This window comes from Amycolatopsis sp. NPDC049253 (genome assembly GCF_040678995.1).
GTDB lineage: Bacteria > Actinomycetota > Actinomycetes > Mycobacteriales > Pseudonocardiaceae > Amycolatopsis.
This window is the reverse complement of sequence record NZ_JBFAQX010000032.1, coordinates 42,744-66,470: the sequence shown is the minus strand read 5'-3', so window position 1 is coordinate 66,470 and position 23,727 is coordinate 42,744. Positions and strand designations below refer to the sequence as shown.

Annotated in this window: 19 protein-coding genes; 11 read left to right on the top strand and 8 right to left on the bottom strand. The window is 69.9% G+C overall.

Annotation, left to right across the window (positions count from 1 at the left end; all coding sequences use genetic code 11):
- Positions 1-144: 144 nt before the first annotated feature.
- The 4 genes from AB0K15_RS40565 to AB0K15_RS40550 are packed head-to-tail and all read right to left on the bottom strand — an operon-like array spanning position 145 to position 6,695.
- On the bottom strand, positions 145-1,143 hold the full coding sequence (locus AB0K15_RS40565; RefSeq protein WP_364063591.1) for an ROK family glucokinase: 999 nt from the start codon (positions 1,141-1,143) through the stop codon (positions 145-147).
- Positions 1,140-1,928: an HAD-IA family hydrolase gene (locus AB0K15_RS40560; RefSeq protein ID WP_364063588.1), complete on the bottom strand. Its 789-nt coding sequence runs from the start codon at positions 1,926-1,928 to the stop codon at positions 1,140-1,142. Before AB0K15_RS40560 ends, AB0K15_RS40565 begins: the two co-directional genes overlap by 4 nt.
- Complete coding sequence (gene otsB, locus AB0K15_RS40555) at positions 1,912-5,235, bottom strand: trehalose-phosphatase (protein ID WP_364063582.1); 3,324 nt, start codon at positions 5,233-5,235, stop codon at positions 1,912-1,914. Before otsB ends, AB0K15_RS40560 begins: the two co-directional genes overlap by 17 nt.
- A gap of 2 nt (positions 5,236-5,237) precedes the next feature.
- On the bottom strand, positions 5,238-6,695 hold the full coding sequence (locus AB0K15_RS40550) for a sugar porter family MFS transporter (RefSeq protein ID WP_364063574.1): 1,458 nt from the start codon (positions 6,693-6,695) through the stop codon (positions 5,238-5,240).
- Between the two features lie 311 nt (positions 6,696-7,006).
- Between AB0K15_RS40550 and AB0K15_RS40545 the strand changes: the two genes are divergently transcribed.
- Positions 7,007-7,459: an archease gene (locus AB0K15_RS40545; protein ID WP_364063571.1), complete on the top strand. Its 453-nt coding sequence runs from the start codon at positions 7,007-7,009 to the stop codon at positions 7,457-7,459.
- A 183-nt stretch (positions 7,460-7,642) separates the two neighbouring features.
- Here the strand turns inward: AB0K15_RS40545 and fmdA are convergent, their stop codons facing one another.
- Positions 7,643-8,890, bottom strand: a complete 1,248-nt coding sequence (gene fmdA / locus AB0K15_RS40540; RefSeq protein WP_364063568.1) for a formamidase — start codon at positions 8,888-8,890, stop codon at positions 7,643-7,645.
- 448 nt (positions 8,891-9,338) lie between these two features.
- Between fmdA and AB0K15_RS40535 the strand changes: the two genes are divergently transcribed.
- The 7 genes from AB0K15_RS40535 (at position 9,339) to AB0K15_RS40505 (ending at position 16,707) form a co-directional block, all read left to right on the top strand.
- On the top strand, positions 9,339-9,515 hold the full coding sequence (locus AB0K15_RS40535) for a hypothetical protein (RefSeq protein ID WP_364063562.1): 177 nt from the start codon (positions 9,339-9,341) through the stop codon (positions 9,513-9,515).
- 161 nt (positions 9,516-9,676) lie between these two features.
- Positions 9,677-11,164 carry an FAD-linked oxidase C-terminal domain-containing protein gene (locus AB0K15_RS40530; RefSeq protein WP_364063559.1) on the top strand — a complete coding sequence of 496 codons (1,488 nt, stop codon included), beginning with the start codon at positions 9,677-9,679 and terminating at the stop codon, positions 11,162-11,164.
- A complete protein-coding gene (locus tag AB0K15_RS40525) occupies positions 11,164-12,435 on the top strand; it encodes an FAD-binding oxidoreductase (RefSeq protein WP_364063556.1) in 1,272 nt (423 codons plus the stop codon). Before AB0K15_RS40530 ends, AB0K15_RS40525 begins: the two co-directional genes overlap by 1 nt.
- On the top strand, positions 12,436-13,752 hold the full coding sequence (locus tag AB0K15_RS40520; protein ID WP_364063553.1) for a heterodisulfide reductase-related iron-sulfur binding cluster: 1,317 nt from the start codon (positions 12,436-12,438) through the stop codon (positions 13,750-13,752).
- 43 nt (positions 13,753-13,795) lie between these two features.
- Positions 13,796-15,526, top strand: coding sequence for an L-lactate permease (locus tag AB0K15_RS40515; protein WP_364063550.1), 1,731 nt, complete (start codon positions 13,796-13,798; stop codon positions 15,524-15,526).
- A gap of 169 nt (positions 15,527-15,695) precedes the next feature.
- Positions 15,696-16,202, top strand: a complete 507-nt coding sequence (locus tag AB0K15_RS40510; RefSeq protein ID WP_364063544.1) for an SRPBCC family protein — start codon at positions 15,696-15,698, stop codon at positions 16,200-16,202.
- Positions 16,203-16,305: 103 nt separating this feature from the next.
- Positions 16,306-16,707 (top strand): VOC family protein, encoded by a 402-nt coding sequence (locus AB0K15_RS40505; protein ID WP_364063540.1) that lies wholly within the window; start codon positions 16,306-16,308, stop codon positions 16,705-16,707.
- 72 nt (positions 16,708-16,779) lie between these two features.
- Here the strand turns inward: AB0K15_RS40505 and lnt are convergent, their stop codons facing one another.
- Positions 16,780-18,309 carry an apolipoprotein N-acyltransferase gene (gene lnt, locus AB0K15_RS40500; protein ID WP_364063537.1) on the bottom strand — a complete coding sequence of 510 codons (1,530 nt, stop codon included), beginning with the start codon at positions 18,307-18,309 and terminating at the stop codon, positions 16,780-16,782.
- 344 nt (positions 18,310-18,653) lie between these two features.
- Between lnt and AB0K15_RS40495 the strand changes: the two genes are divergently transcribed.
- A complete protein-coding gene (locus AB0K15_RS40495; RefSeq protein ID WP_364063698.1) occupies positions 18,654-19,637 on the top strand; it encodes a TerC/Alx family metal homeostasis membrane protein in 984 nt (327 codons plus the stop codon).
- Positions 19,638-19,640: 3 nt separating this feature from the next.
- Positions 19,641-19,769, top strand: a complete 129-nt coding sequence (locus AB0K15_RS40490) for a hypothetical protein (protein ID WP_364063534.1) — start codon at positions 19,641-19,643, stop codon at positions 19,767-19,769.
- A 22-nt stretch (positions 19,770-19,791) separates the two neighbouring features.
- On the opposite strand, the gene AB0K15_RS40485 is transcribed toward AB0K15_RS40490, so the two are convergent.
- A complete protein-coding gene (locus tag AB0K15_RS40485; RefSeq protein ID WP_364063531.1) occupies positions 19,792-20,997 on the bottom strand; it encodes a LytTR family transcriptional regulator DNA-binding domain-containing protein in 1,206 nt (401 codons plus the stop codon).
- Positions 20,998-21,136: 139 nt separating this feature from the next.
- On the opposite strand from AB0K15_RS40485, the gene AB0K15_RS40480 reads away from it, so the two are divergent.
- Positions 21,137-22,474 carry an acyl-CoA dehydrogenase family protein gene (locus tag AB0K15_RS40480; RefSeq protein WP_364063528.1) on the top strand — a complete coding sequence of 446 codons (1,338 nt, stop codon included), beginning with the start codon at positions 21,137-21,139 and terminating at the stop codon, positions 22,472-22,474.
- 101 nt (positions 22,475-22,575) lie between these two features.
- On the opposite strand, the gene AB0K15_RS40475 is transcribed toward AB0K15_RS40480, so the two are convergent.
- Positions 22,576-23,724, bottom strand: coding sequence for an alkene reductase (locus AB0K15_RS40475; RefSeq protein ID WP_364063525.1), 1,149 nt, complete (start codon positions 23,722-23,724; stop codon positions 22,576-22,578).
- Between the last annotated feature and the right edge of the window lie 3 nt (positions 23,725-23,727).

The window sequence follows — 23,727 nt, the reverse complement described above, 5'->3', positions numbered from 1 at the left end:
TTTTCATGATAGGCCGCCACCTGCGCCGTGGTCTACGGGCGAAGGGCTGCAGCGGTCGCCGTCGAGCCGAGGGCCCCCGGGCCATGAGGTCCACAAAGGACGTTCCGGCCGGGAATCCCTTCCGGCGCCTCGGATCCGCGGGGCTCATCGCAGATGGGACAGGTCGGCGGCGCCCACGAGGCCGGCCTCGTTGCCCAGCTCGGCGATCCGCACCTTCGCGGCCGGGCGGTGTCCGCGGCCCGTGAGGTTCTTGCGGAAGACGGCCTCCGTCGGTGCGCGGAGAATTTCCCCGGCCTCGCACACGCCGCCGGCGATGACGAACATGCCCGGGTCGAGGATCGCGGCCAGCGCGGCCATCCCGCGCCCGAGCCATTTGCCCAGCTCGTCGAAGCAGTTCAGGGCGGTCACGTCGCCGGACCGCGCGGCCTCGGTGACGATGTGGCCGGTGATGCCCGCCGGACGGCCCCCGGCGAGCCGCAGCAGCTCCTGGGCCATCGAGGGCGCGACGGTCGCCTGCTCCTGCGCCTCGAGCACGAGCGCACGCCCGCTGCCGTACTGCTCCCAGCAGCCGTGCAGACCGCATCCGCAGCGCCGTCCGTCCGGGACGATGGTGAAGTGCCCGATCTCGGCGGCCAGCCCGAAGCGGCCCCGGAAGAGCTGCCCGTCGAGGACGACCCCACCGCCGATCCCGGTACCGATGGTCAGGATGACGACGTGGGTCTCGCCGCGGGCGGCGCCGAACCGGGCCTCGGCCCACGCGGCGGCGTTGGCGTCGTTCTCCACGACCACCGGCATGCCGAGCCGGTCCTCCAGCGATTCCCGCAAATGCTCGTCCCGCCAGGCGAGGTTCGGCGCGAACATCACGGTCGAACGCGTCTCGTCGACGAAACCCGCCGCGCCGAGGCCGACCCCGACCACGGTGTACTCGCTGGTCAGCTCGCGAACGGCGTCGGCGATGGACTCCTGGGTCTTCGACGGGTCGTCGGCGGGTGTCGGACGCCGGGTGCGGGCGACGATGTGCCCACCCTCGTCGACCACTCCCGCGGCGATCTTGGTGCCGCCGATGTCGACGCCGATGGCGAACGTCCCCTCGGCGGCCTCGTGGACCGGCCGGGGAACCGCCTCCGCCGCCGGGCTGCTCACGACGCCCGCCCGGCCAGCACGTGACGGCCCAGGGCCGCGACGTCGATTTCGTCGAGCGAGGTCACCACGAGGTCGGCCCGCGCGGCCGCCAGCAGCGCCTCGTCGTCGGCCCTGGCGACACCCAACGCCGACATCCTGCCGGCCTTGGCGGCCTCGATGCCGCTGGCCGCGTCCTCGACGACGAAGCAGTCTTCCGGGGCGACGCCGAGTTCGGCCGCGCCGGTCAGGAAGATCTCCGGATGCGGCTTGCCGTGGGCGAAGTCGCGGCCCGAGATGTCGGCGTCGAACGAGTCGAGCAGGCTCAGCCCGGGCGTCACGAAGTCGTGGGAAAGGCCGTTCTGCGCGGCGAAGGTGTCGAGGCGGATCTGCCGCAGGAAGAGCCCGGCGTTTTTCGACGACGACGCCGCCGCCGTCGGGATGCCGGCGGCCTTCACCGCGAGGACGAAACGCAGCGCGTCGGGATAGGCCTCGAACTCGCCGGCCTCGATGAGCTTGATGACCATGTCCTGTTTGTGCGCACCGTAGAGCTCGACCCGCGCCTTCGCGTCGGGCACCTCGAAGTACTCCAGAGCGGCCAGCGCTCCGGCGGCCCGGGGTTTGCCGGACATCACCTGCTGGTAGACCTGGGGGGTGAAGCGGTCGTCCGACCACGTGGTCCGGTCGCGGATGTCGGCCCACTCGGTCTCCATCAGCTCGCGCAGCGAGTCCTTCCAGGCCCGCTCGTGCGGGGAGTCGACGAGTACGCCGTCGACGTCGAAGATCGCGCCCTCAAAGCTCTTCGCCATGGTGGCTCCCTTCCGCGTGGCCGGCATGGCTCGCCACCGCCGCCGGCCCGGGCTCGGGGGACACGGTGAAGACCCGGCTGTCCCCCGCCCCGAGCTCGTGGACCTCGTCCCCGACGCCGACGAAGACCGGCCCGCGGAAACCCTGCGGGAGCGCGAAGACGGTCAGCTCGTCGCCCGCGATCGACACCCGGAGCGGCACGCCGCGGTACTGCATCGGGAAAACCAGGCCGTCGAGCCGGTTGAGCTGGGTCGGCGCGAAGTACAGCACGCCGTCCCGCACGGCGCTGCCGACGTAGTAGCGCTGCAGCAGGTCCAAGGTCCCGGACATGACACCCATGTGGATGCCTTCCTTGGTCGTTCCTCCTTGCACGTCACCGATGTCGCTCTCCAGCGCCACGATGAACCGGTCCCAGGAACTCTTCGGGTCCAGCGCGGCGAGCACGCCGGCGTGGGTGACGAGGCTCAGCGTCGAACCGTGGGAGGTGCGCCGGTCGTAGTAGTCGATCGTGCGCCGGGACAGCTCCGCATCGTGCTCGTAGCCGAGCCGGTGGAAGAGCGTGCGCAATTCCTCGCTGGAGAACAGGAAGAACAACATGACCGCGTCGGCCTGCTTGGCCAGTTTGAACCGGTCGGGATCTTCGCCCTCGGCCTTGAGGATCCGGTCCAGCCGCTGGATGTTGGCGTGCTCGGTCCGGTAGTGCTCCCAGTCGAGCTCGTCGAGGTCCTGGTAGCCCTCGAACTGGCTGATGATGCCGTCCGGATGGAACGGCACGTACATCTTGCGGCTCATCGCGTCCCACGTGCGCAGCTCGTCATCGGTCAGTCCGAGCCGGGCGCTCAGCGCGGCCCGGCGGCTGGCCGGCAACAGCCTCAGCACCCGCGGAGCGGTGCCGGCGATCCAAGCCACCATCACGTTGGTGTAGGCGTTGTTGCGCAAACCGCCTTCTTCGCTGCCGGGATGGCGCTCGTGGAACTCGTCGGGTCCCATCACGCCGTGGATCTCGTAGCGGTCGCGTTCCGGGTTGTACCGCGCGATCGAGGCCCAGAAGCGCGCGATCTCGAGCATCAGCTCGGCGCCGTAGTCGCGCAGGAACTCCCGGTCGTCGGTGGCCTGGTAGTACTGCCAGACGTTGTAGAAGATGGCCGCGTTGACGTGACGCTGGTTGTGGCTGAGGTCGGGGTCCCACGAACCGGAGAGCGGGTTGAGGTGGACGACCTGGGTCTCTTCGGTGCCGTCACTTCCGCTCTGCCACGGGAACATCGCGCCGCGGAAGCCCGCTTCCCGGGCGGCGGCACGCGCTTCGGTGAGCCGGCGATAGCGGTAGAGGAGCAAGCTGCGCGTGATGGTGGGCAGCCGGAAGTTGAGGAACGGGTAGATGAAGAGCTCGTCCCAGAACACGTGCCCGCGGTAGGCCTCGCCGTTGAGCCCCCGGGCCGGGACACCCGCGTCGTGCCGTGCGGTGTGCCGGGAGCAGACCTGCAGCACGTGCGCCACGTGGAACCGCAGCAGCAGCTCGACCCGGGGTTCCCGCGGGAGCTCGAGGTCGCACACCGCCCACAGCTCCCGCCACGCCGACGCGTGTTCCACGAGTGCCTCGGCGAAGTCCGGGTAGCGCAGGACGCCCCGGCCCGCGGCCGCCAGCGTCTCGGTGATCGCGTTGTCGTGCGAGGTGAACAGCGACACCATCTTCTCGACCCGAACCGGCCGGCCCCGCGCCACGTCGAAGGTGATGACCTGCTGGATGTAGTCGTCCATCTGATCCAGGGCGCGCTCCACCGGAAGCTGCTCATCGCCGAGGAAGACGCGGGTGCGCGCGGCCTCGGTGACGTAGATGTCCGACTGCCGGGTCTGCACCTTCACCGCGATGGTCTCCGGACCGAAAGTGCGCGGAGACACCGGGTCGAGGTGCCGTCCCTCGAGCTCGCGGTAGCGGGCGACCTGCTGGTTGGTCACCCGGCCGTCCAGCCCGGAGATCACCTCGACGCGACCCGACCAGTTCTCGGGCGTCAGCGTCCACTCGATACCGGCCTGGTGGCTGTGGGCCATGCTCACGAACCTGCGGCTGCGCAACGTCGTCTCCCGGCCGGCGCGGTCGCGGAAGCGCAGGACCCGTTGCACCATCGCGAGCCGGATGTCGTAGGAGTGCTCGTAGGAGATCAGGTCGACGTTGCCGAGCCGGATCGCCTCCTCGCCCTCGATGCGCAGCTTGAGCACCAGCCAGTTCGGCAGGTTGACCAGGTCCTCGTTCTGCACCGGCCGGCCCCCGAGGATGGTGGTTTCGCGGTTGAAACCACCGTGGGCGTAGGTGCCCGGATAGTGGATCTTGTCGGCGTCCTCCCACTCGGCCGCGCCGCGAGTGCAGAAGTATCCGTTGCCCGTCGACGTCAGCGACTCCCGCAGCCCCTCGGTGCCGGGGTCGAGGTGGTCGTAGACGAGCACGCAGTCGGACGCGGATTCCCCCTCGTCCGAGAGCCGGCCCTCGCCGACGGCCAAAGTGGACAGCAGCTGGGCCACTTCTTCCGGGGACGAAAGGATGAAGTCGGCCGATGTGGTCCGATCGCCCACTTCGGGATCGTCGGCCGTGCCGACGAAGATGCCGGCTCCCCCGCGATCGGCCAGTGCCCGGAAAGCGTCCTCGTCGGTGATGTCGTCGCCGAGGTAGATCGGGACCACGTCGGGCGAGTCCAGGTGCAGGGCGCGGAGCAGGTGGAGGACGGCTTTGCCCTTGTGCCAGTCGATCTTGGGCTGAAGCTCGTAGACCATCTTGCCCGGCGTCATCTTCAGCCGATCCGGATGCTCGGCGAGGAGAGTCTCGACCACGACGGTGATCCGCTGGCGCCCGTCCGGGTCGACGAGCCGGTAGTGCACCGCGACCGAGGCCTTCTTCGGTTCGATCACCACGCCCGGGATCGAGCCGGTTTCGGTGCGCAGGCGATCGGTGACCTCGCCGATCACGTCCTCGAACCCGCTCGCGGCGTCGTGATGGATCTCGCCGGCGGCCGGGCTCCAGATGTCGAAGCCGTGACTGCCGGCGACCACGAGGTCGTCGATCCCCATCAACCGCTGCACGTCGAGCCGGTCACGCCCGCTGACCACGCAAACCGGGCAGCGCATCGCCAGCGCGCGCACCGTTTCTCGCATGCGCTCGGAGATCAGGGCGTCCTCGGGGTGGTCGACGATCGGGGCCAGCACACCGTCGTAGTCGAGGAACACCGCGGGGCGCCGGCCGGCCAGCCGCTCGGCGAACCGATCACCGTCACGCAGCGCGTGGGGAAGTTCCCGGACTTTCGACGTCGGCTCGGTCATGGTCAGGCCATCTCCTCCAGCTCACGCCCCTTCGTCTCCTTGACGAACTTGAACACGAAGAAGATCGACACGAAGGCGAAGAACGTGTAGACGCCGTAAGCAAGTCCCAGCCCGGCGTCCGACAATGCCGGGAAGGTCGTGGAAATGGCGAAGTTGGCCAGCCACTGGGCCGCCGCGGCGACGGACAGGGCCATCGCGCGGATCTTGTTGCTGAACATCTCCCCGAGCAGCACCCACACCACGGGGCCCCACGTGGCGCCGAAGAACACGACGTAGACATTGGCGGCGATGAGCGCGATCGGCCCGGCCGAACCCAGGTCCGGCGTGCCGTTCACGACCGGCGCGGTGCCGAAGAGCAGGGCGAGGACGCCGAGACAGACGAACTGGCCGATCGAGCCGATGACCAGCAGCGGCTTGCGGCCGATGCGGTCGACCAGCGCGATGGCGATGACCGTGGTGAGGATGTTGGTCACCGACGTGATCACGGTGATCGCCAGGGCGTTCTGCTCGCTGAACCCCACCGCCTGCCACAGCACCGAGGAGTAGTAGAAGATCACGTTGATGCCGGTGAACTGCTGGAAAATCGACAGTCCGATGCCGATCCAGACGATCGGCAGCAACCCCAGCCTCGGGCCACGGACGGTCACGAAGCCGGTGCGTTCGGTCTTTCCCCTGACCGTCCGGATGATCTCCGTGATTCGCGCGTCGACGTCTCCGCCGACGAACCGCCGCAGCACCTCGGCCGCTTTGGCCAGCTGCTCCTTCTGGACCAGGTGCCGCGGTGACTCCGGGATCGTCAAGGCCAGGAGGCCGTAGGCGAGGGCGGGAACCAGCAGCGACAGGAACATCCACCGCCACGTCGCGAGGCCGAACCACAGCGGATCCGACGCGCCGCCCGATCCGGCGACCAGTGCGTAGTCCACGAGCAACGCCACGAAGATGCCGGACACGATGGCCAGCTGCTGCAGCGAGCCCAGTCTGCCGCGCAGGTGCGCCGGCGAGATCTCCGCGATGTAGGCGGGAGCGATCACCGATGCCGCACCGACACCGAGACCTCCGACCAGCCGCCAGAACGCGAGTTCCCAGATCGAGAACGAGAAGCCGCTGCCCACCGCGCTGATCGCGAACGCGATCGCCGCGAGCCACATGACGCGGATCCGGCCGTAGCGGTCCGCGATCGCACCCGCGAACCAGGCGCCGATCGCGCAGCCGATCAGCGCCGCGGCGACCGCGAACCCGAGGACGAAGGGCGACGCGTTGAAGGTTTCCCCGACCGCCTTGACGGCGCCGTTGATCACCGCGGTGTCGTAGCCGAAGAGGAAACCGCCGAGCGCCGCCGTCGCGGCGACGAGCACGGTGCGCCCGGTACTCGGGGTGGGATAGCTGATCCGATGGGCAGGATCGCCCAGCTGCCAAGGGGGTTCGCTCGACGGTGGCGGTTCACCCGGTGTGGTCCCCATCTGGACCTCCCCTGTGCGAGGGTCTCCGAGGCGGTTTGCGCTCGACGGCTCCCTCACACTTTCCTACAGAGTGTGTCCGAATTCACATTCCGTCAAGAGGGCTGCCACCTGCGCGAGTTTGCACGCGAGCACCACCTTGTGCGGATGCTTCACTTCCTGCCACCCGGCCACGAACACGGCCGGCCGATCGCAACTTTCCCACCGGGTCAAGGAAGGCGCCCGCCAGTCCGGGCCGATTCACGGACGGGACTCGCTCGGTTCGCCCGGTCCGGGTGAAGCCGGGCACGGGCCCGCACCGGGATGCTGCACCGGTGGGGAGGTTCGACCGGAAACCGTTGCCGAAGCAGGACGCCCGCGGTACGCCACGCGTCGTGCACGCTGCCGACCTGCGCATCGAAGCGTGGGGACCGACGAGGGAGGCGTGCCTGACGGAAGCCGTCCGAGCGCTGGTGGAGAGTTTCGCCCGTACCCGGCTGCACCGCGGGTCCTCGGCCTGGTCGTTCGAGGTCCGCGGCGCGACCGACGGTTCGGTGCTGGTCGCGTTGCTCGACAAGGTCATCCTCATGATGCGGACCCGGAACCTGATCCCGGTCACCGCGGAAGGGGTCGTCGTCGACAGCTCGACGGTGCGGCTGCGCTGCCAGATGACCGACCTCGGCGCAGTCATCCCGACCGGGCCGATTCCGAAAGCCGTGTCCCGGCGGGAGGTCCGCTGCGAGCGCACCGAACGCGGCTGGCGGTGCGCGGCCCGGATCGACGTCTGAGCGCGCCGTCCGAACCGGTTCCGCGTGACCGATCACGGGCGGCCGGTGGCGTTCGGCGAGCACGGCTCGCTCAGGCAGCGTGGCCGCAGAGGAAACGCTCGGCCGGGAAAGCCGGCCGAGCGTTTCGCCGCGCTCCGTCGACACCGCGACGAAGTCCGGCCTCGCTGAAAACTCCTCTGCGGGTCAGGACGTGACCGCGCACTGTCCGCGATCGGCCTTCACCGGGCCTTCGCTCGTCGGGCGCACGTCGAAATCGAAGATCTCCGTGGGCACGTAGAGCGTGCAGCACGCGTTGGGGATGTCCACGATGCCGCTGATCCGGCCCTCGATGGGCGCCGAACCGAGCAGCAGGTAGGCCTGCTCGCCGGTGAAACCCCACTTCTTGAAGTACTCCACCGCGTTCAGGGCGGCATTGCGGTAGGCCATGGTCGCGTCGAGGTAGAGGTTCTCGTCGGTCTCCCGGTCGACCGAAACGCCCACGAACGACAGGAACTCGGAATACCGGGGTTCGACGTTGCCCGGCATGAACACCGGATTCCTGGTGATGCCGTACTTCTCCATGCCGCCTTTGATGAGGTCGACGTGGAAGTCGATGTAGCCGCCCATCTCGATGGCGCCGCAGAAGGTGATCTCGCCATCGCCCTGGCTGAAGTGCAGATCTCCGCCGGAGAACTTGGCGTCGTCGACGTAGACCGGGTAGAAGACCCGCGATCCCCGGGTGAAGTTCTTGATGTCGTGGTTCCCACCGTTCTCGCGGGCCGGCACCGTGCGGGCACCCTCGCGGGCGATGTGGTCCGCGGTTGACCCGTCGGCCGTTCCGGCGAGCGTCCCGTCGAGCAGCGGCGGCAGGCCCAGCGGCGGCACGCGGTCGGGCTCGCGGTCGACCAGCGCCTGCTCCCTGCGGTTCCACCGCTGCAGCAGCTCGGCCGAAGGCGCGGTGCCGAACAGGCCCGGGTGGGTGATCCCGGTGTACCGGATGCCCGGCAGGTGGCGCGAGGTGGCCTGCTGACCGTGGAAGTCCCAGATCGCCTTGTAGGCGTCGGGGAAGTAGTCGGTCAGGAACCCGCCGCCGTTGGCCTTGGCGAACACCCCGGTGTAGCCCCAGCCCTGCCCCGGCGCGTCGCCGGTCTCCTGCGGAACCGGCCCGAGGTCGAGGATGTCGACGACGAGCAGGTCTCCGGGTTGGGCGCCCTCGACGCCGATGGGACCGCTGAGCATGTGGCAGCGCGACAGGTCGACGTCCCGCACGTCGTTGGCCGAGTCGTTGTTGCCGAGCTGGGCGTCGGTCCATTCCCGGCACTCCACGCGGAACTCCTGCCCGGGACGGACCATCGCGGCGACCGGTACGTCCGGATGCCACCGGTTGTGGCCCGGCACCGCCTGGTCGCGCATGGATTTCGTCTGGTCGACGCTGAACACTACTTCTGGCATGCGAATTCTCCTCTGTGTGCGGGCCCTTGATCCGGTTCGCCCGCCGTTCTCGGGTCGGTACCTGTGAACCTCCTGGTCATCTCGGCGACGTTCGGCGGAAAACCGACGCCTGACTTGCGAAAAACCTGAGTTCGTCGACGACTCCGGCCGGCCCTGATGCGGTCGCCACACCACCTGCCGTCGGGCTGCTTTCCCTGGCGGGCTGGGCGGACTCACGAAGACGTTCGGCCACTCCCGAGACCAGGACGGCACCGGCCCGACGCCGCATCTCGAGCGGGATCGCGCTGTGCGCAGCGTATTCGCCCGTCGCGCGGGGCTGTCAAGGGCAACGAAAAACCCCCTTCCGACTTGACTGGAGATATATCGTTTCGTTATTTTTTCTCGTCTTGCACCGGCGGCCCGTCACGGGCGCCGAACCCAATGCTGATCAAGAAATCGGTGGAGCGTCGTGGAAGCGAAGTCCGACGACGACGGCTCGATGGAGTTCGTCGTCCTCACCGCGTGGGAATGCGCCAGCTGCGAGGTCGCCGGGCGGACTCCGCCGGGGATGGCGGTCGAGTGCTGGAGTTGCGGCGGCTCGGTCGTGATCACCGCACGGCCCAGTATCCGGCGCTCGGCCGGGTAGCCGCCCGCGGTTTCGTCCGCGACCCGTGAGGTCCTGTCCGCCGCTCGAGGACCCGAGTTGACTGGCCTTCCGGAGCGTCTTACGGTGCCGAAAGGCAGAGTTTACTTTCGGTAGCTCAAAAGCCGTCCGTATCCACAGTCAAGCGGGCTGGGAGGGCGCGCATGACGACCTACGAGCCACGAGATGTGCGACCGGGGATCGCGGCGCTGGCCGAGCGCCTGCGGGCGGCACTGGGTCCTGATTCGGTCATCGACGATCACCAGCGGCTGCGTACCTACGAGTGCGACGGCCTCGCGCACTACAAAGTCACTCCCGCACTCGCCGTGCTCGCTCGGGACACGGCCGCCGTCGTGGAGACCGTGCGTGCCTGCGCCGAGGCCGCGGTGCCGTTCGTCGCGCGCGGGTCCGGCACGGGCCTCTCCGGTGGTGCGCTGCCGCGCGCCGACGGGGTCCTCATCGTCACCTCGCGAATGCGGCACATCATCGAGATCGACCGGGAGAACCAGCGTGCGGTGGTCGAGCCGGGGGTGATCAACCTGGACGTTTCCCGGGCCGCGAAGCCCGAGGGCTACTACTACGCGCCGGATCCCTCGAGCCAGCAGGTGTGCTCGATCGGCGGCAACGTCGCGGAGAACTCGGGTGGCGCCCACTGCCTGAAGTACGGCTTCACCACCAACCATGTCACCGGCATCACTTTCGTGACCGCAGACGGCGAAGCCGTGCGGCTCGGCGGCAAGGCGCCGGATCCGACCGGGTACGACCTGCTCGGGGCCATCGTGGGTTCGGAAGGCACGCTCGGCATCGCCACCGAGGTGACGGTGCGGCTCACCCGGCTGCCCGAAGCGGTCCGCACGTTGCTCGCGGCCTTCCCGAGCACCGATGACGCCGGCGCGGCGGTTTCGGACATCATCGGCGCCGGAGTCGTGCCCGCGGCGATCGAGATGATGGACGCGCTGGCGATCGAGGCGGCCGAAGCGGCCGTGCACTGTGACTACCCCGGTGGTGCGGGTGCGGTGCTGATCGTCGAGCTGGACGGACCGGCCGACGAGGTCGAACGGCAGTTCGAGGAGGTCGAGCGGCACTGCCGCACGCGCCGGGCCTTCGAGATCCGCATAGCGAAGGACGACGTGGAGCGCGCGTTGTTCTGGAAGGGGCGCAAGTCGGCGTTCGCCGCGGTCGGGAGGATCAGTCCCGACTACATCGTCCAGGACGGTGTCATCCCGCGCACCGCGTTGCCCGAGGTGCTGCACCGGATGACGGAGCTCTCGCGCAGCAGCGGGGTTCGAGTCGCCAACGTCTTCCACGCCGGGGACGGCAACCTGCACCCGCTGGTGCTGTTCGACGACGCGGTGCCCGGCGAAGCCGAGCGCGCCGAGGAGGTGTCGGGGGCGATCCTCGACCTCTGCATCGAGTACGGCGGATCGATCACCGGCGAGCACGGCGTCGGGTCGGACAAGGCGAGGTACATGCCGCGGATGTTCACCGAGGCGGACCTCGACACGATGCAGCTCGTGCGCTGCGCGTTCGATCCCGCCGGGCTGGCCAATCCCGGCAAGGTGTTCCCGACGCCGCGGCTGTGCGGCGAGGTGCCGGGCCGGCACAAGGGCGCGCATCCCCTGCAGGAAGCCGGAATCGCCGAGGTCTTCTGATGAGCGGGCCCGATCCGGCGATCCTGGACACGCTGTGCGCGGCGACCGCTGAGCATGCCCGGCCCGCGGAGGCGGGTGACGAGGTCGACGGCATCGCGCCGGTGTTCGTCGCGGCACCGGGCAGCACCGCGGAAGCGGCGGACGTCATGCGGATCGCCGCTGACCACGAGCTCGTCGTCGTCGTCCGGGGCTCGGGGACGAAACTCGGCTGGGGGCAGCGGCCCGCGAAGGCCGACCTGGTCGTGGACACCGGCCGCATGGACCGCGTAGTCGAGCACCGCTCCGGCGACCTCGTCGTTCACGTGGACGCGGGCCTCCGCCTCGCGACGCTGCAGGACCGCCTCTCCCCCGCGGGTCAGCGGCTGGCAGCGGATCCTGTGGTGCCGCCTGGCGCGGCCGACGCCGGAACGGTCGGCGGGCTCATCGCCACCGCCGCTTCCGGCCCACTGCGCTTCTCCCACGGTGCGGTGCGCGACCTGCTCATCGGCATCACGGTCGTCCGAGCCGACGGCGTGGTGGCGAAGGCCGGCGGAAAGGTCGTGAAGAACGTCGCGGGTTACGACCTCGGCAAGCTGTTCGCCGGTTCCTGGGGGACGCTCGGCCTGGTCACCGAAGCGGTATTCCGGCTGCACCCGCGACCGGTGGTGAGCCGATGGGTGGTGGTACCGGTCGACTCGACCGGTGTCGCGTACGAGCGACTGCGGCGGGTGCTGCACGCGCAGCTCGTGCCGAGCGCCGTCGAACTCGACCGCCCCGCCGGCGCGACGGGGACGCTCGCGGTGCTCGTCGAGGGCATTCCGCAGGGAGTCACCGGCCGGGTCGAGAAGTTCCTCGAACTGCTCGGAGACGGCGCCGAACCGTGCGACGCCGCGCCGGCGTGGTGGGGCCGAGCCCCCTGGCAGCGAGGCGACGTGGCCCTGCGCCTCACCCACCGGATCACGGGCCTGCCGGCCCTGCTGAACGCGCTCGACGAGCAGGCGCGGCGTCACGGTGTACCGGTCTCGGCCCGTGGTTCGGCCGGCGTCGGTCTCCTGTACGCCGCGGTGCCGGGTGTCGCCGAGCCCGCCGTGATCGCCGAGCTCGTCCAGGTCTTGCGCGACCGGTCGGCCACCTGGGGTGGGGATGTCGTCGTGCTCGACGCTCCGCCTGAGGTCAAGGCGGCGCTCGACCCGTGGGGGCCGGTGCGGGGCGTGAGCTTGATGCGTCGGGTGAAGGACCAGTTCGACCCCGAGCACCGGCTCGCTCCCGGTCGCTTCGCCGGAGGGATCTAGATGTCCGAACCTGCCTTCGATGACCACCACCCGCCGTCGGCGGCGCTCGTCGGTGACTGCGTGCACTGCGGGTTCTGCCTGCCGACCTGTCCCACATACACGTTGTGGGGCGAGGAGATGGACTCTCCGCGCGGGCGGATCTACCTGATGGAGATAGGCCTCGGCGGCGAGCCGATGACACCGGAGATGGTGCAGCATTTCGACGCCTGCCTCGGCTGCATGGCCTGCGTGACCGCGTGCCCGTCCGGGGTGCAGTACGACAAGCTCATCGAAGCCACCCGTGCGCAGGTGGAGCGGCGTCACCACCGTCCCGCCCGCGACCGGCTGATGCGCCGCGCGATCTTCGGCGTCTTCCCGTACGCCAAGCGGTTGCACGCCTTGCGCGGTCCGCTGCGGGCCTATCAGGCCACCGGCCTCAGCCGCTGGTTGCGGCACGGCCGCTTGCTGCGCAGGACTTTCCCGGCGCTGGCGGCGCTGGAGTCGCTGGCACCCGAGCTCGAGCCGTACGAGCAGGTACCGGAACAGTCCGCTGCCCAGGGTGCGAAGCGGGGCACCGTCGGCCTGCTCCTGGGCTGTGTGCAGCGGGAGTTCTTCCCCGGAGTCAACGCGGCGACCGCCCGCGTGCTGACCGCGGAAGGCTTCGACGTGATCGCGCCGGCCGGGCAGGGGTGCTGCGGTGCGCTGAGTGTCCACAACGGCCGCGAGGAAGAGGCGCAGTCCTTCGCCCGCAAGCTGATCGACACCTTCGAGGCCACCGGGGTCGAGCGGGTCGTCGTCAACGCCGCCGGCTGCGGTTCGGCGATGAAGGAGTACGCGGACCTCTTGGCCGGCGATCCCGCCTACGCCGAGCGCGCGCGAGGATTCGCCGAGGGGGTCCGTGACATCACGGAATTCCTTGTGGAACAGGGATCGGTGGCCACCCGCCACCCGCTGCCGGTCATGATCGCGTACCACGACGCCTGCCACCTCGGGCACGCGCAGGCGATCCGCACGCAGCCCCGCGCGCTCTTGCGGGAAATCCCGGACCTTCTGCTGCGGGAGATCGCCGAAGCCGAACTGTGCTGTGGTTCCGCGGGGATCTACAACATCCTTCAGCCCGAGGCCGCGGGAGAACTCGGCGACCGCAAGGCGCGCAACGTTCTCGCCACCGGCGCACCCCTGGTGGTGACGGCCAACCCGGGCTGCCTGATGCAGCTGGCCGCTTCGGCCGAGCGGCTCGGCGCGCAGCTGAAGGTCGCCCACACCGTCGAAATTCTCGACGCTTCGATCCGTGGCCTGGCAGCGGACGCTGTCGGGCGGTCCCGCTCCGGGGCGTAAGCCGACAGATCCCCCGTTGTCGTCCTCAACGATGAGGTGGCACATGTACCAGCAGATTCTCGATCCCGTCGCGGGTTCGCTCGCTTGGTCGTCGCTCGTGGCGGCCATCCCGCTGATCGTGCTGTTCGTCCTGCTCGGCATCCTCCGGATGACGGCGTGGCTCGCGGCGCTGATCTCGCTCGCGGTCGCCCTCGCGGTGGCGATCTTCGTCTACCCGATGCCGGCCGGCCCGGCGTTCCTCGCGGCGGCCGAAGGTGCCGCGTTCGGGTTCTTCCCCATCCTGTGGATCGTCATCAACGCGATCTGGATCTACAACATGACTGTCCACACCGGACATTTCGACGTACTGCGTCGCTCGTTCTCGCGGATCAGCGACGACCAGCGGATCCAGGGCGTGATCGTCGCGTTCTCGTTCGGTGCGCTGCTCGAAGCGCTGGCCGGGTTCGGCACCCCGGTCGCCATCACCAGCGTGATGCTGATCGCGCTGGGCTTCCGGCCCTTGAAGGCCGCGGTGGTCGCGCTCGTCGCCAACACCGCACCCGTCGCCTTCGGCGCGCTCGCGGTGCCGATCACCACGCTGGCCACCGTCACCGGACTGCCGCTGCACGACCTGTCCGCAATGGTCGGACGCCAGACCCCGCTGCTGGGGTTCGTCGTCCCGCTCGCACTCGTGTTCATCATCGACGGCACCCGCGGGATCCGCCAGACCTGGCCCGCGGCGCTCGTCTGCGGCGTGGTCTTCGCCGTCGCGCAGTTCGCGATCTCGAACTACGTGAGCGCACCGCTCACCGACATCGTCGCGTCGCTGCTGAGCGCCGGCGCGGTCGTCCTGTTCCTGCGGGTCTGGCGGCCGGTCGAGGGGTTCACCGAGACCGGCGGACCTGAGGTCTCCCGCACCGGCGCGGGCGCGGACGGGCGCGCGGAGGCGGCGGCGACCTCGACCGCCACGATCGACCGGCAGGCTCCCCGGGCGGGCCGCGACGGTCCATCGGGTGGAGGCGGTGACGGTGACGTCGAAGCCGGCCGCCGCGACAGCGGCGCCGAGGTGTTCCGCGCCTACTCGCCCTACCTGATCATCATCGTGGTGTTCGGGCTCGCTCAGATCCCGGCGATCCAGCACGCGCTGACCAGCGTCACGCGCACCTTCGCCTGGCCCGGGTTGCACATCGCATCCGCGAGCGGGAAGGTGTCGACGCTGCCGATGTTCAAGTTCGACTGGCTCGCCGCCGCCGGCACGCTGCTCATCATCGCCGGGCTGCTCACGATTCCCGTGATCCGGATCCGGCCCGCGACCGCGCTGCGCACCTATTTCGCCACGTATCGCCAGCTCGCTCCCGCGATCGTGACCGTGATGGCCGTGCTCGCACTCGCCTACGTCATGAACGCGAGCGGGCAGACCACGACGCTCGGCACGTGGATGGCCGGCGCCGGCGGGATCTTCGCGCTCATTTCGCCGATCCTGGGCTGGCTGGGCGTCGCCGTGACCGGCTCCGACACGTCGTCGAACTCGCTGTTCGGCGCACTGCAGGTGGTCGCCGCGCAGAAGGCCGAGCTGAGCGCCACCCTGCTCGCCGCCGCGAACTCCTCCGGCGGGGTGCTGGGCAAGATGATCAGCCCGCAGAACCTCGCCATCGCCGCGGCGGCGGTGGGTATGTCCGGGCGCGAGGGCGATCTGTTCCGCAGGGTGTTCCTCTGGAGCGTGCTCTTCCTCGCGGTGATGTGCGTGCTCGTCTACCTGCAGTCCACCCCTGTGCTCTCGTGGATGGTGCCCTGAACTCCGATGGCGTCGGGTGTGGCTCGGCGGTGCCGCATCACCCCGGGGAGAACTCGATCGACACGGACGACGACGGGATGAACCGTTCGACGAGGCGCTCCTCCCGCTCGGCAGGCAGGTGCCGCCGGTCGTCACAAAGATCTTCTGTCGAGAATCCGGTGCGGTTAGCGTGAGGGCCATCGAACAGCTGCCGCGACGCGCCGGCACGAGTGCGTTCGACCGACCATTGGGGGTTTCCATGCCGCGCCCGTACGCCAGCGGAGTCGTCGCCGCGCCCGTCGACACGGTCTGGGCCCGGATCCGCGCCTTCGGCGAGGTGTCCGCCTTCCTGCCGGCAGTCGGCCACAGCGAGATCGTCGAAGGCGCCGACGGGCAGGTCGGAGCCGTCCGGAGGCTGACCCTCGATGCGGGCGGTGACCCCTTCGACGAACGGCTGCTCGTCCTCGACGACCCCGGTCGCACGCTCACCTACACGTTCACCGGGGCGAATCCGTTCGGCGTGCGCCGCTACGTTTCGACGGTCCGGGTCAGCCCGGTCACCGACACCGGCGAGTCCTTCGTCGAGTGGTGGGCGGAGTACGACGCCGACGCGGGTCAAGAGGAAGAGCTCGATCGCACCTTCGCCCAGGACGTCTACGGCAGCGGCATCGCCGGGCTGCGGAAGCTGCTCGCCTAGTACCGCCTTCGGCGTCGGCGACACGGAGAACCACTCCGGGAGCGAGGGCGCCGGATCCCCGGTGACGAGAATTCGACAGCGAGCAACGAACGGAGTCGCTCACATGGCTTTCCCGGGCCTGCAGCACGTCGCGATCACGGTTTCGGACCTCGAGCGCAGCACCGAGTGGTACAGCCGCCTGTTCGATGCCGAACCCGTACTCGACGAGGACGAAGAAGGCGGCGAATTCCACCACACGGTCTTCGCCCTCGACGGCGGAATGCTCTTCGGTCTGCACACTCACCCCGGCCGCGAGGCGGAGGACCGCTTCGTCGAGACGCGCACCGGCCTCGACCACGTGGGCTTCGCACTGGCCGGCACCGCGGAGCTCGAGCAGTGGCGCGATCGCCTCGACGAGCTCGCCATCACCCACGGCGGCATCAAGAAGGCGCACTACGGCTCGGGCGTCTCTTTCCGCGACCCCGACAACATCGCCCTCGAGTTCTTCATCGCACCGGGGACGTGACCACCGGCTGACGGTGGGTATCGCCCGCCGGGTCAGGCCAGAGCCCGGGATCGCGCGCGGCCGAGAAGGTCGTCAGCGCCCCGGTCCGGTCGACGACGGTCGTCCGAGAAGCGCGGTCGCTTTCGACGACGCCCAGCGCGCGGCCACCGCGACGATGCCGATCACGGTGATCGCGCCCGTCGTGCGCGGAACCCAGTCGCCCCGCCGCACGTAGGGGGTGGTTTCCTCGTACAGCGGCACATCGACCACGAAGATCCCGCGCTCGTCCGGCGGCATCCAGGCCAGCTGCCTGCCGCGCGCGTCGAACGCCGCGGACGTTCCGTTCAGCTCCACCAGGACGGCGGACCGGCCGGACTCCACCGCCCGCACCGCCTCCGCGCTCGCCTGTTGCGGTTGCACCCAGGTTCCGTGGAACGACGTGAGCGAGCCCTGCACCACCGTGACGTCGGCGTGCAGCCGAACGAGTTCCCGGCGCAGGTCGGGAAAGATCGACTCGTACGAGATCAGCGGGCCCACCCGCGCGGTGCCGACCCGCAGCACCACCGGCCCTCGGCCGGGGGCTCGATCTTCCTCGGCGATCGCGGTGCCCCGGAGCACCTTTCCCAGCAGCTGCCGCATCGGCACGTACTCGCCGAACGGCACCAGCCGCCGCTTCTCATACCTACCAAGCAAACCACCGGGACCGTATTGCTGAGTCGTCTTCCTGATCCGGCCGTCCGCCGCCCGTGCGTCGACGTTGACCAGGACGTCACTTCCCGCGATCGCCGCGGCCTGCCGCAGCCGGCCCGCCACATCGGGACGGCGCGCCGGGTCGAACGCCACGCTGCTCTGCCCCCAGACCACCATGTCCTGCCCCAGACCGGCGGCCCGGTGGGTCAGGTCCAGCTGAGCCGCCAGGCGCTCGTCCCCTCCGTACACGACGCCGGGCTGCACCCCCACCACGCGGACGCTGCCGGTCGCCACCGGTTCCGGCCGGAGCAGCCCGTAGCCGACCGTCAGTGCGGCGAACACGACCGCGAGCCCTCCCCCGAGCACCCGCGCCGCCCGGTCGGCGCCGGGAAGAAACACCGCGGCGAGCCCGACATTGACCGCCACGACCACGAAGCTGAGCAACCACACCCCGCCCAGCGACGCGACGGCCAGCACCGGTCGCACCTGCCACTGCGTCAGGCCGACAAGACCCCAGGCACCGCCCAGGCCTTCCCACGAACGCAGCGCCTCGACGCTGACCCAGACCGACGGCAGCACCACCACCGCCAAGGCCACCCGCGCACCGGACGGCTTTCGCAGCAACCCGTACGTCGCCAGCCCGAACGGCACCCAGAGGGCGCCCGCGACCACGCCCACGACCAGCGCCAGCAGTCCCACGTTCGGCAGCAGCCACTGCAACACGACGAGAAAAAACCCGACCGCGGCAAGAGAACTTCGCCAAACCGCCTCACCGTAGGAGCCCGCGCGTCCGAGCAACAGCACCAGTGGGACCAGCCCGACCCACCCCAGCCACCACGCATCGGCAGCCGGGAAGGCCAGCGCCAACACGCACCCACACGGCAAAGCCAGCCCACGCACCGCCCACCGACGCACCCGCACGGCAACAGGCATACGAGCACGCTACTCTCCGCCGCGCGGGCGTCGGGCCAGGTCATCGCACCGCTGGCCCGCCGAACACGCTGCGCGCGCCCACGCCCGAGCCGGTCACGACCGGCCCCGTCGCCACCGCTACGCCTTTAACGATTCTTTACTTTCTCGAAGGGTAAAGCCATACTGACGTCGAGGGGAGTACTTCCGCAGGGGCTGCCCGGTCAATACGGACATCCCGGTGATGTCCTCGGGAGCCCGCCCAGGTCGATGGCACGGAGTGCCGACGGCACCGGGTGAAGGAGACCTCGAACCCGCGCCGATGCGCGCTCGTTCGAGGAGGTCCTGTGCCCGCGGAAGTTGTTGCGATGGCTCCGGCGGAGTCGGTGGGGTCGCTCTGGTTGTGGCTGATCAGCATCGCGGTCCTCGTTTTGCTGCTGGTCGCCGACTTCATGGTGACGCGGCGTCCGCACGAAGTGTCGATGCGCGAAGCTGTCGGCTGGTCGGTGTTCTACCTGGCGCTGCCACTGGTGTTCGGGGCCTGGCTGTGGTTCGCGTTCGGGAGCGGCCAGGCGGTGGAGTTCCTGACCGGCTTCGTCGTCGAGAAGTCCCTGTCGGTGGACAACCTGTTCGTGTTCATGCTGCTGCTGGCCGCGTTCGCGGTCCCACCCGCGTTGCAGCAACGGGTGTTGCTCTACGGCATCGTCGGCGCACTCGTGCTGCGGGGCGCGTTCATCGCGGCCGGCGCCGCGCTGCTGGCGGCGGGAACCTGGGCGTTTCTCGTGTTCGGGCTGGTCCTCTTCGCCTCGGCGCTGAAGATCCTGCACCAGGCGCTCACGGACGCCGACGCCGAGCCGGACCCCGCACGGATGCGATCGGTGCGGCTGCTGCGCAGGTTCATCCCGATCACCGACGACTACCAGGGAGCCCGCTTGACCGTGCGCGAGCACGGGCGGCGGGTGTTCACCCCGCTGGTGGTCGTGGTGGTGGCGGTGTTCACCACCGACGTCGTGTTCGCGATCGACTCGGTGCCCGCGGTCTACGGCATCACCGAAGACCCCTACCTGGTCTTCGCCACCAACGCCTTCGCCCTGCTCGGTCTACGCGCCCTGTACTTCGTGCTGCACACCGCGCTGGCGAAACTCCGCCACCTCAATCACGGCCTGGCCGTCATCCTCGCGTTCATCGGGGTGAAACTGGTCCTGCACTGGGCACACGGGGTCTGGCCCGCCGTGCCGCAGATCCCCACCCCGATCTCCCTGGCGGTGATCATCCTCGTCCTGGCCACGGTCACCACCACCAGCCTCCTGCCCCGCCGCACACCCGAGCCCGCTGACCACCGACGGGACTGAGCCATGGCAACCGAACTGCTCGTCAACGCCCTGATCGAACTCTTCCTCACGCTGCTCATCCTCGCCGCACTGGTGATCACCTGCGCGGCATTGATGACCCCACCCCGGCCACCGCGCGGCCCAGGCTCCTGAACCGGTCCACGGGAGACATCCCTCAAAGGCCGAGTGCGCCCCGGACCTCGGCCAGATGCCGCCGCGACACCGCGACGGTCTCGCGATCGGGCCCGTCCAGGACGAGCGCGAATCCGCCGTGGAAGGTCGGGGCGATTTCGCGTACGCGGTGCAGGTTCACCACGTAGTGCCGGTGCACCCGCAGGAATCCGTGTGGCGCCAAGCGGGTCGCCAGCCGGCTCAGGGTGTGGTTCAGCGCTCGCAGCCGGCCCCGGTCGGTCAGCAGCCACACGGTCTTGCCCTCGGCCTGCGCGACCCGGATCTCCGTCGGGGCCATGAGCAGGATGTGCCCGCCGTGGATGCCGGCGAGCCGGAACACCGGAGCTTGAGCGGCCTCGGTCGCCGGCGGTGAGTCCGCGCCGGTGGTGACGAGCGTGCCGATGAGCTGCCCGTCGTGCTCGATGGGCTGGACGGTGATCGGGCACCCGTCCTCCGCGCAGGCGGCCAGCCGCAACGCGCCGGCCCGCGCGCGGGAGCCGAGCACGGCGCGCCCGACCTCGTTCGCCGCCACGAGCCGTCCACGCCGGTCGATGACCGCCCGCGGTCCGTCGTCGTCGGCGTCCTGCGGCTGCAGCGATCCGGCCAGCTCGGTGAGCACGTCGTCGCGCCGGCCACGCAGGCCGTGGCCCAGTTCCTGGGCGCACCGGTGCAGCCGCGTGATCGCGAGCGCCGTCAGCGGACGGCGGTGCACCAGGAATGCGAGGGCCGCGCACGGTCGGGACCGGTCGGGATCGGCGACCGCGACGCCCGCGCCGGACCAGTCCGCCAGGTCGCCGCGCCAGTGCTCGGGACCGGTCACCTGCGCCTGTCCGTCGAGCAACGCGGTGCCGAGGGCGTTGGTACCGCGGCTGTTCTCCGACCAGTCGTGCCCGGGCGCGAGCTGATGCGCACCGGCGAGCGCGACGGCCGAGCCGCTCCCGAACACCGCGACGACCCGCCCGTCGCCGGCCGCGACCGCCACCACCCCGTCGGTTCGGGTGAGGTCGGCCGCCAGCGAGCGCGCGGCCGACACCACGGTGCGCGGCGCCGCGTCACCCGGGTCGGCGACCGGGGCCGGTGGCGGCGTGTCGGGGGCAACGCCGTAGACCTCGCGGCAGCGCTGCCAGGACGCCTGGATCGCCGGCCGGATCGCGGCGGTGCCGTTCGCTCCGGGTTCGTGGCCGCCGACGCCGGCCCGCTGACCGTCCATGCCGACCTCCTCGCGTTCGGGCGGCCCCCTGAACAGACTAGGGCGGACGTCGCCGGCCGGGATAGCGTCCGCGTGCTCCTCGCCCGGGCAGATCGACGATTCCGGCCGACCCGACGACCCGATGCAGGGAGGTTTCGTCATGGCCATCGACTTCACCCTCACCCCGGAACAACGGGAACTCCAGGCGAGCACCCGGGCCTTCGCCCGCGACATCCTCGCGCCGGTGGTCCGTGCGGCCGACGCCGAGACGGACCCGTTGCGCGCTTTCCAGATGACCAAGGACGCCTACGTGCAGGCCTACCGCGCCGGCATCGCGTTCTGCATGGTGCCCACGCAGTACGGTGGCGGCGGGGTGTCCAATGTGGACCTCATCCTGGCCGCCGAGGAGGTGTGCGCCGTCGACCCGGGTTTCGCCTGCACCATCCTGGTGAACGGGCTGGGCCTGATGCCCGTCTGGTACTGGGGCAGTGACGAGCAGAAGGACCGCTTCCTGCGCGCGGCCACTTCGGACCCGACCGGCGAGTACCTCGTCGGCTACGCGGTGAGCGAGCCGGCCGGCAGCCCCGGTGGCACGGCGAACTTCGACGCGCCCGATGCCTCACCCGTCGGGATCGGTGTCACCGCCACGCTCGATGGCGACCACTACGTGCTCAACGGCCGCAAGTACTGGCCGTGCAACGTCGCGGGCTGGGACGGGCAGGGGGCCAACGCGAGCATCGTCGTGGTGCGCACCGACCCGTCGAAGGGCGGCACCGAAGGGCTTTCGGCGATCATGATCGAGCGCGGCACCCCCGGTGTCAGCTACAACCTCATCAGCAAGATGGGGCATCGGCTCACCCCCAACGCCGAGATCGTCTTCACCGACGCCCGGGTACCGGCGAACAACCTCGTCGAGGGCACCCGCGGCAACGGCGACCTGCTGATCAACCGCAACTTCGCCTGGTCGGGGCCGGTGGCCGGGATCGCCGCGGTCGGTGTGGCCCGGACCGCGTACGAGTCCGCCCTCGAGTGGGCGCGGACCTACACCGCCGGTGGCCCGAGCCCGATCATCAACCACCAGAACGTGGGTTACGTGCTCGGCGACGTCGCGGCGCGCATCGAGATGTGCCGCTGCTTCTGCTGGAAGACGGCGCACTTCCTGGACCAGCACGACTACCACGGCGAGCTGATCGGCGCGATGTGCAAGATCCAATGCACGGAGCTGATGTTCGACGCGGTGTACAAGTGCATGCAGGTCGTGGGCGTGAACAGCCTGGACAAGCAGCACGAGTTCGAGAAGCTGCTGCGCGAGGCCGCGGTGCTGCCGCTCTACGACGCCGGCAACTTCGGCATGCAGCGCCGTCGCGTCCACGGCGTGCTCGCCAGCCCGGACTTCAACCCGCGAGCGCTGATGGACGACGAGTTCGTGCCCTTCACGAAGTTCATGGAGACCATCGACACGGTCCCCACCTACCAGGAAACCCCGCTTCCCGTGTGACGGGTGCGCGCCCGCGCGCGTCCCTCACCGGGCGCGCCCGGGCCCTGGGCGGTTGAAAAACCACCGGGTCGTGGTGAGCTCGGGGCAGCGCTTGACGTCGGTCACCGGACGCTTTCCACGGCCGGGGATTCGGGTTCGCCGGTGTAGGCCGGGTAGTCGGCGTAGCCGCGGGTTCCGCCTTGGTAGAAGGTTTCACGGTCGGCGAGGGCGAGCGGGTGGCCGTGCTCGAACCGCGCGGGCAGGTCCGGATTCGCGATGAACAGCTGCGCGAAGGACACCAAGTCGGCCAGGCCCTCGGCGATCACGAGGTTGCCGGACTCCTGGTCCATGCCGGCGTTGGCGACGAGGGTGCCGTGATACCGCGGGCGGAACCGGGCCAGCGACGCACGGTGCTGCTCCGGCGTGACCAGCTCGTTGGGCCGCCTCGTCATCATCAGGTGCAGGTAGGCGAGCGGGAAGTCGTCGAGCCGCTCGGCGACGTGCTCGTGACCGGCCAGCAGTTCCGGTGACACCTGCGTGGTCGACCCGATCGCCTGGTAGGGGGCGAACTTCACGCCGACCCGGTGCGGACCCCAGACGCCGGTCACCGCCTCCAGGATCTCGACCAGGAACCGCGCGCGGTTCTCGGCGCTGCCCCCGTAGCCGTCGGTGCGCAGGTTGAGCTCGGGATTCAGGAACTGGGCGATGAGATAACCACGCTGGGCGTGGATCTCGACCCCGTCGAACCCGGCGCGGCGGGCGTTGGCCGCCGCGGAACGGTACTGCCGGACGATCTCGGCGATCTCGTCCACGGTCAACGCCCTCGGCGTCACCGTCTCGGTGAACCCGCCGGCCGGGGTGAACACCCGGCCCCCGGGGTTGACCGCGGACGGCGCGACCGGCAGTTGCCCGCCGTGGTAGTCCGGGTGCGAGCCGGCGCCGGTGTGCGCGAGCTGCGCGAAGATCACCCCGCCTTCGGCGTGCACCGCGCGCGTCACCTCCGACCAGCCCGCGACCTGCTCGTCGCTGTAGAGGCCCGGAACGTTGACCGAACCGATGGCACCGGGACTGATCCACGTGCCTTCGGACACGATCAACCCGGCGCCGGCGCGCTGCCGGTAGTACTCGGCGTGCACCGGCACCGGCGCGAGAGCGCGGTTCTCCGCGCGGGCCCTGGTCATCGGGGCCATCACGACCCGGTTGCGCAACCACAGGTCACCCAGGTCGTAGGGGCGCAGCAACGGCTGCCGCACCGGTGACGAGTCGGACACGTC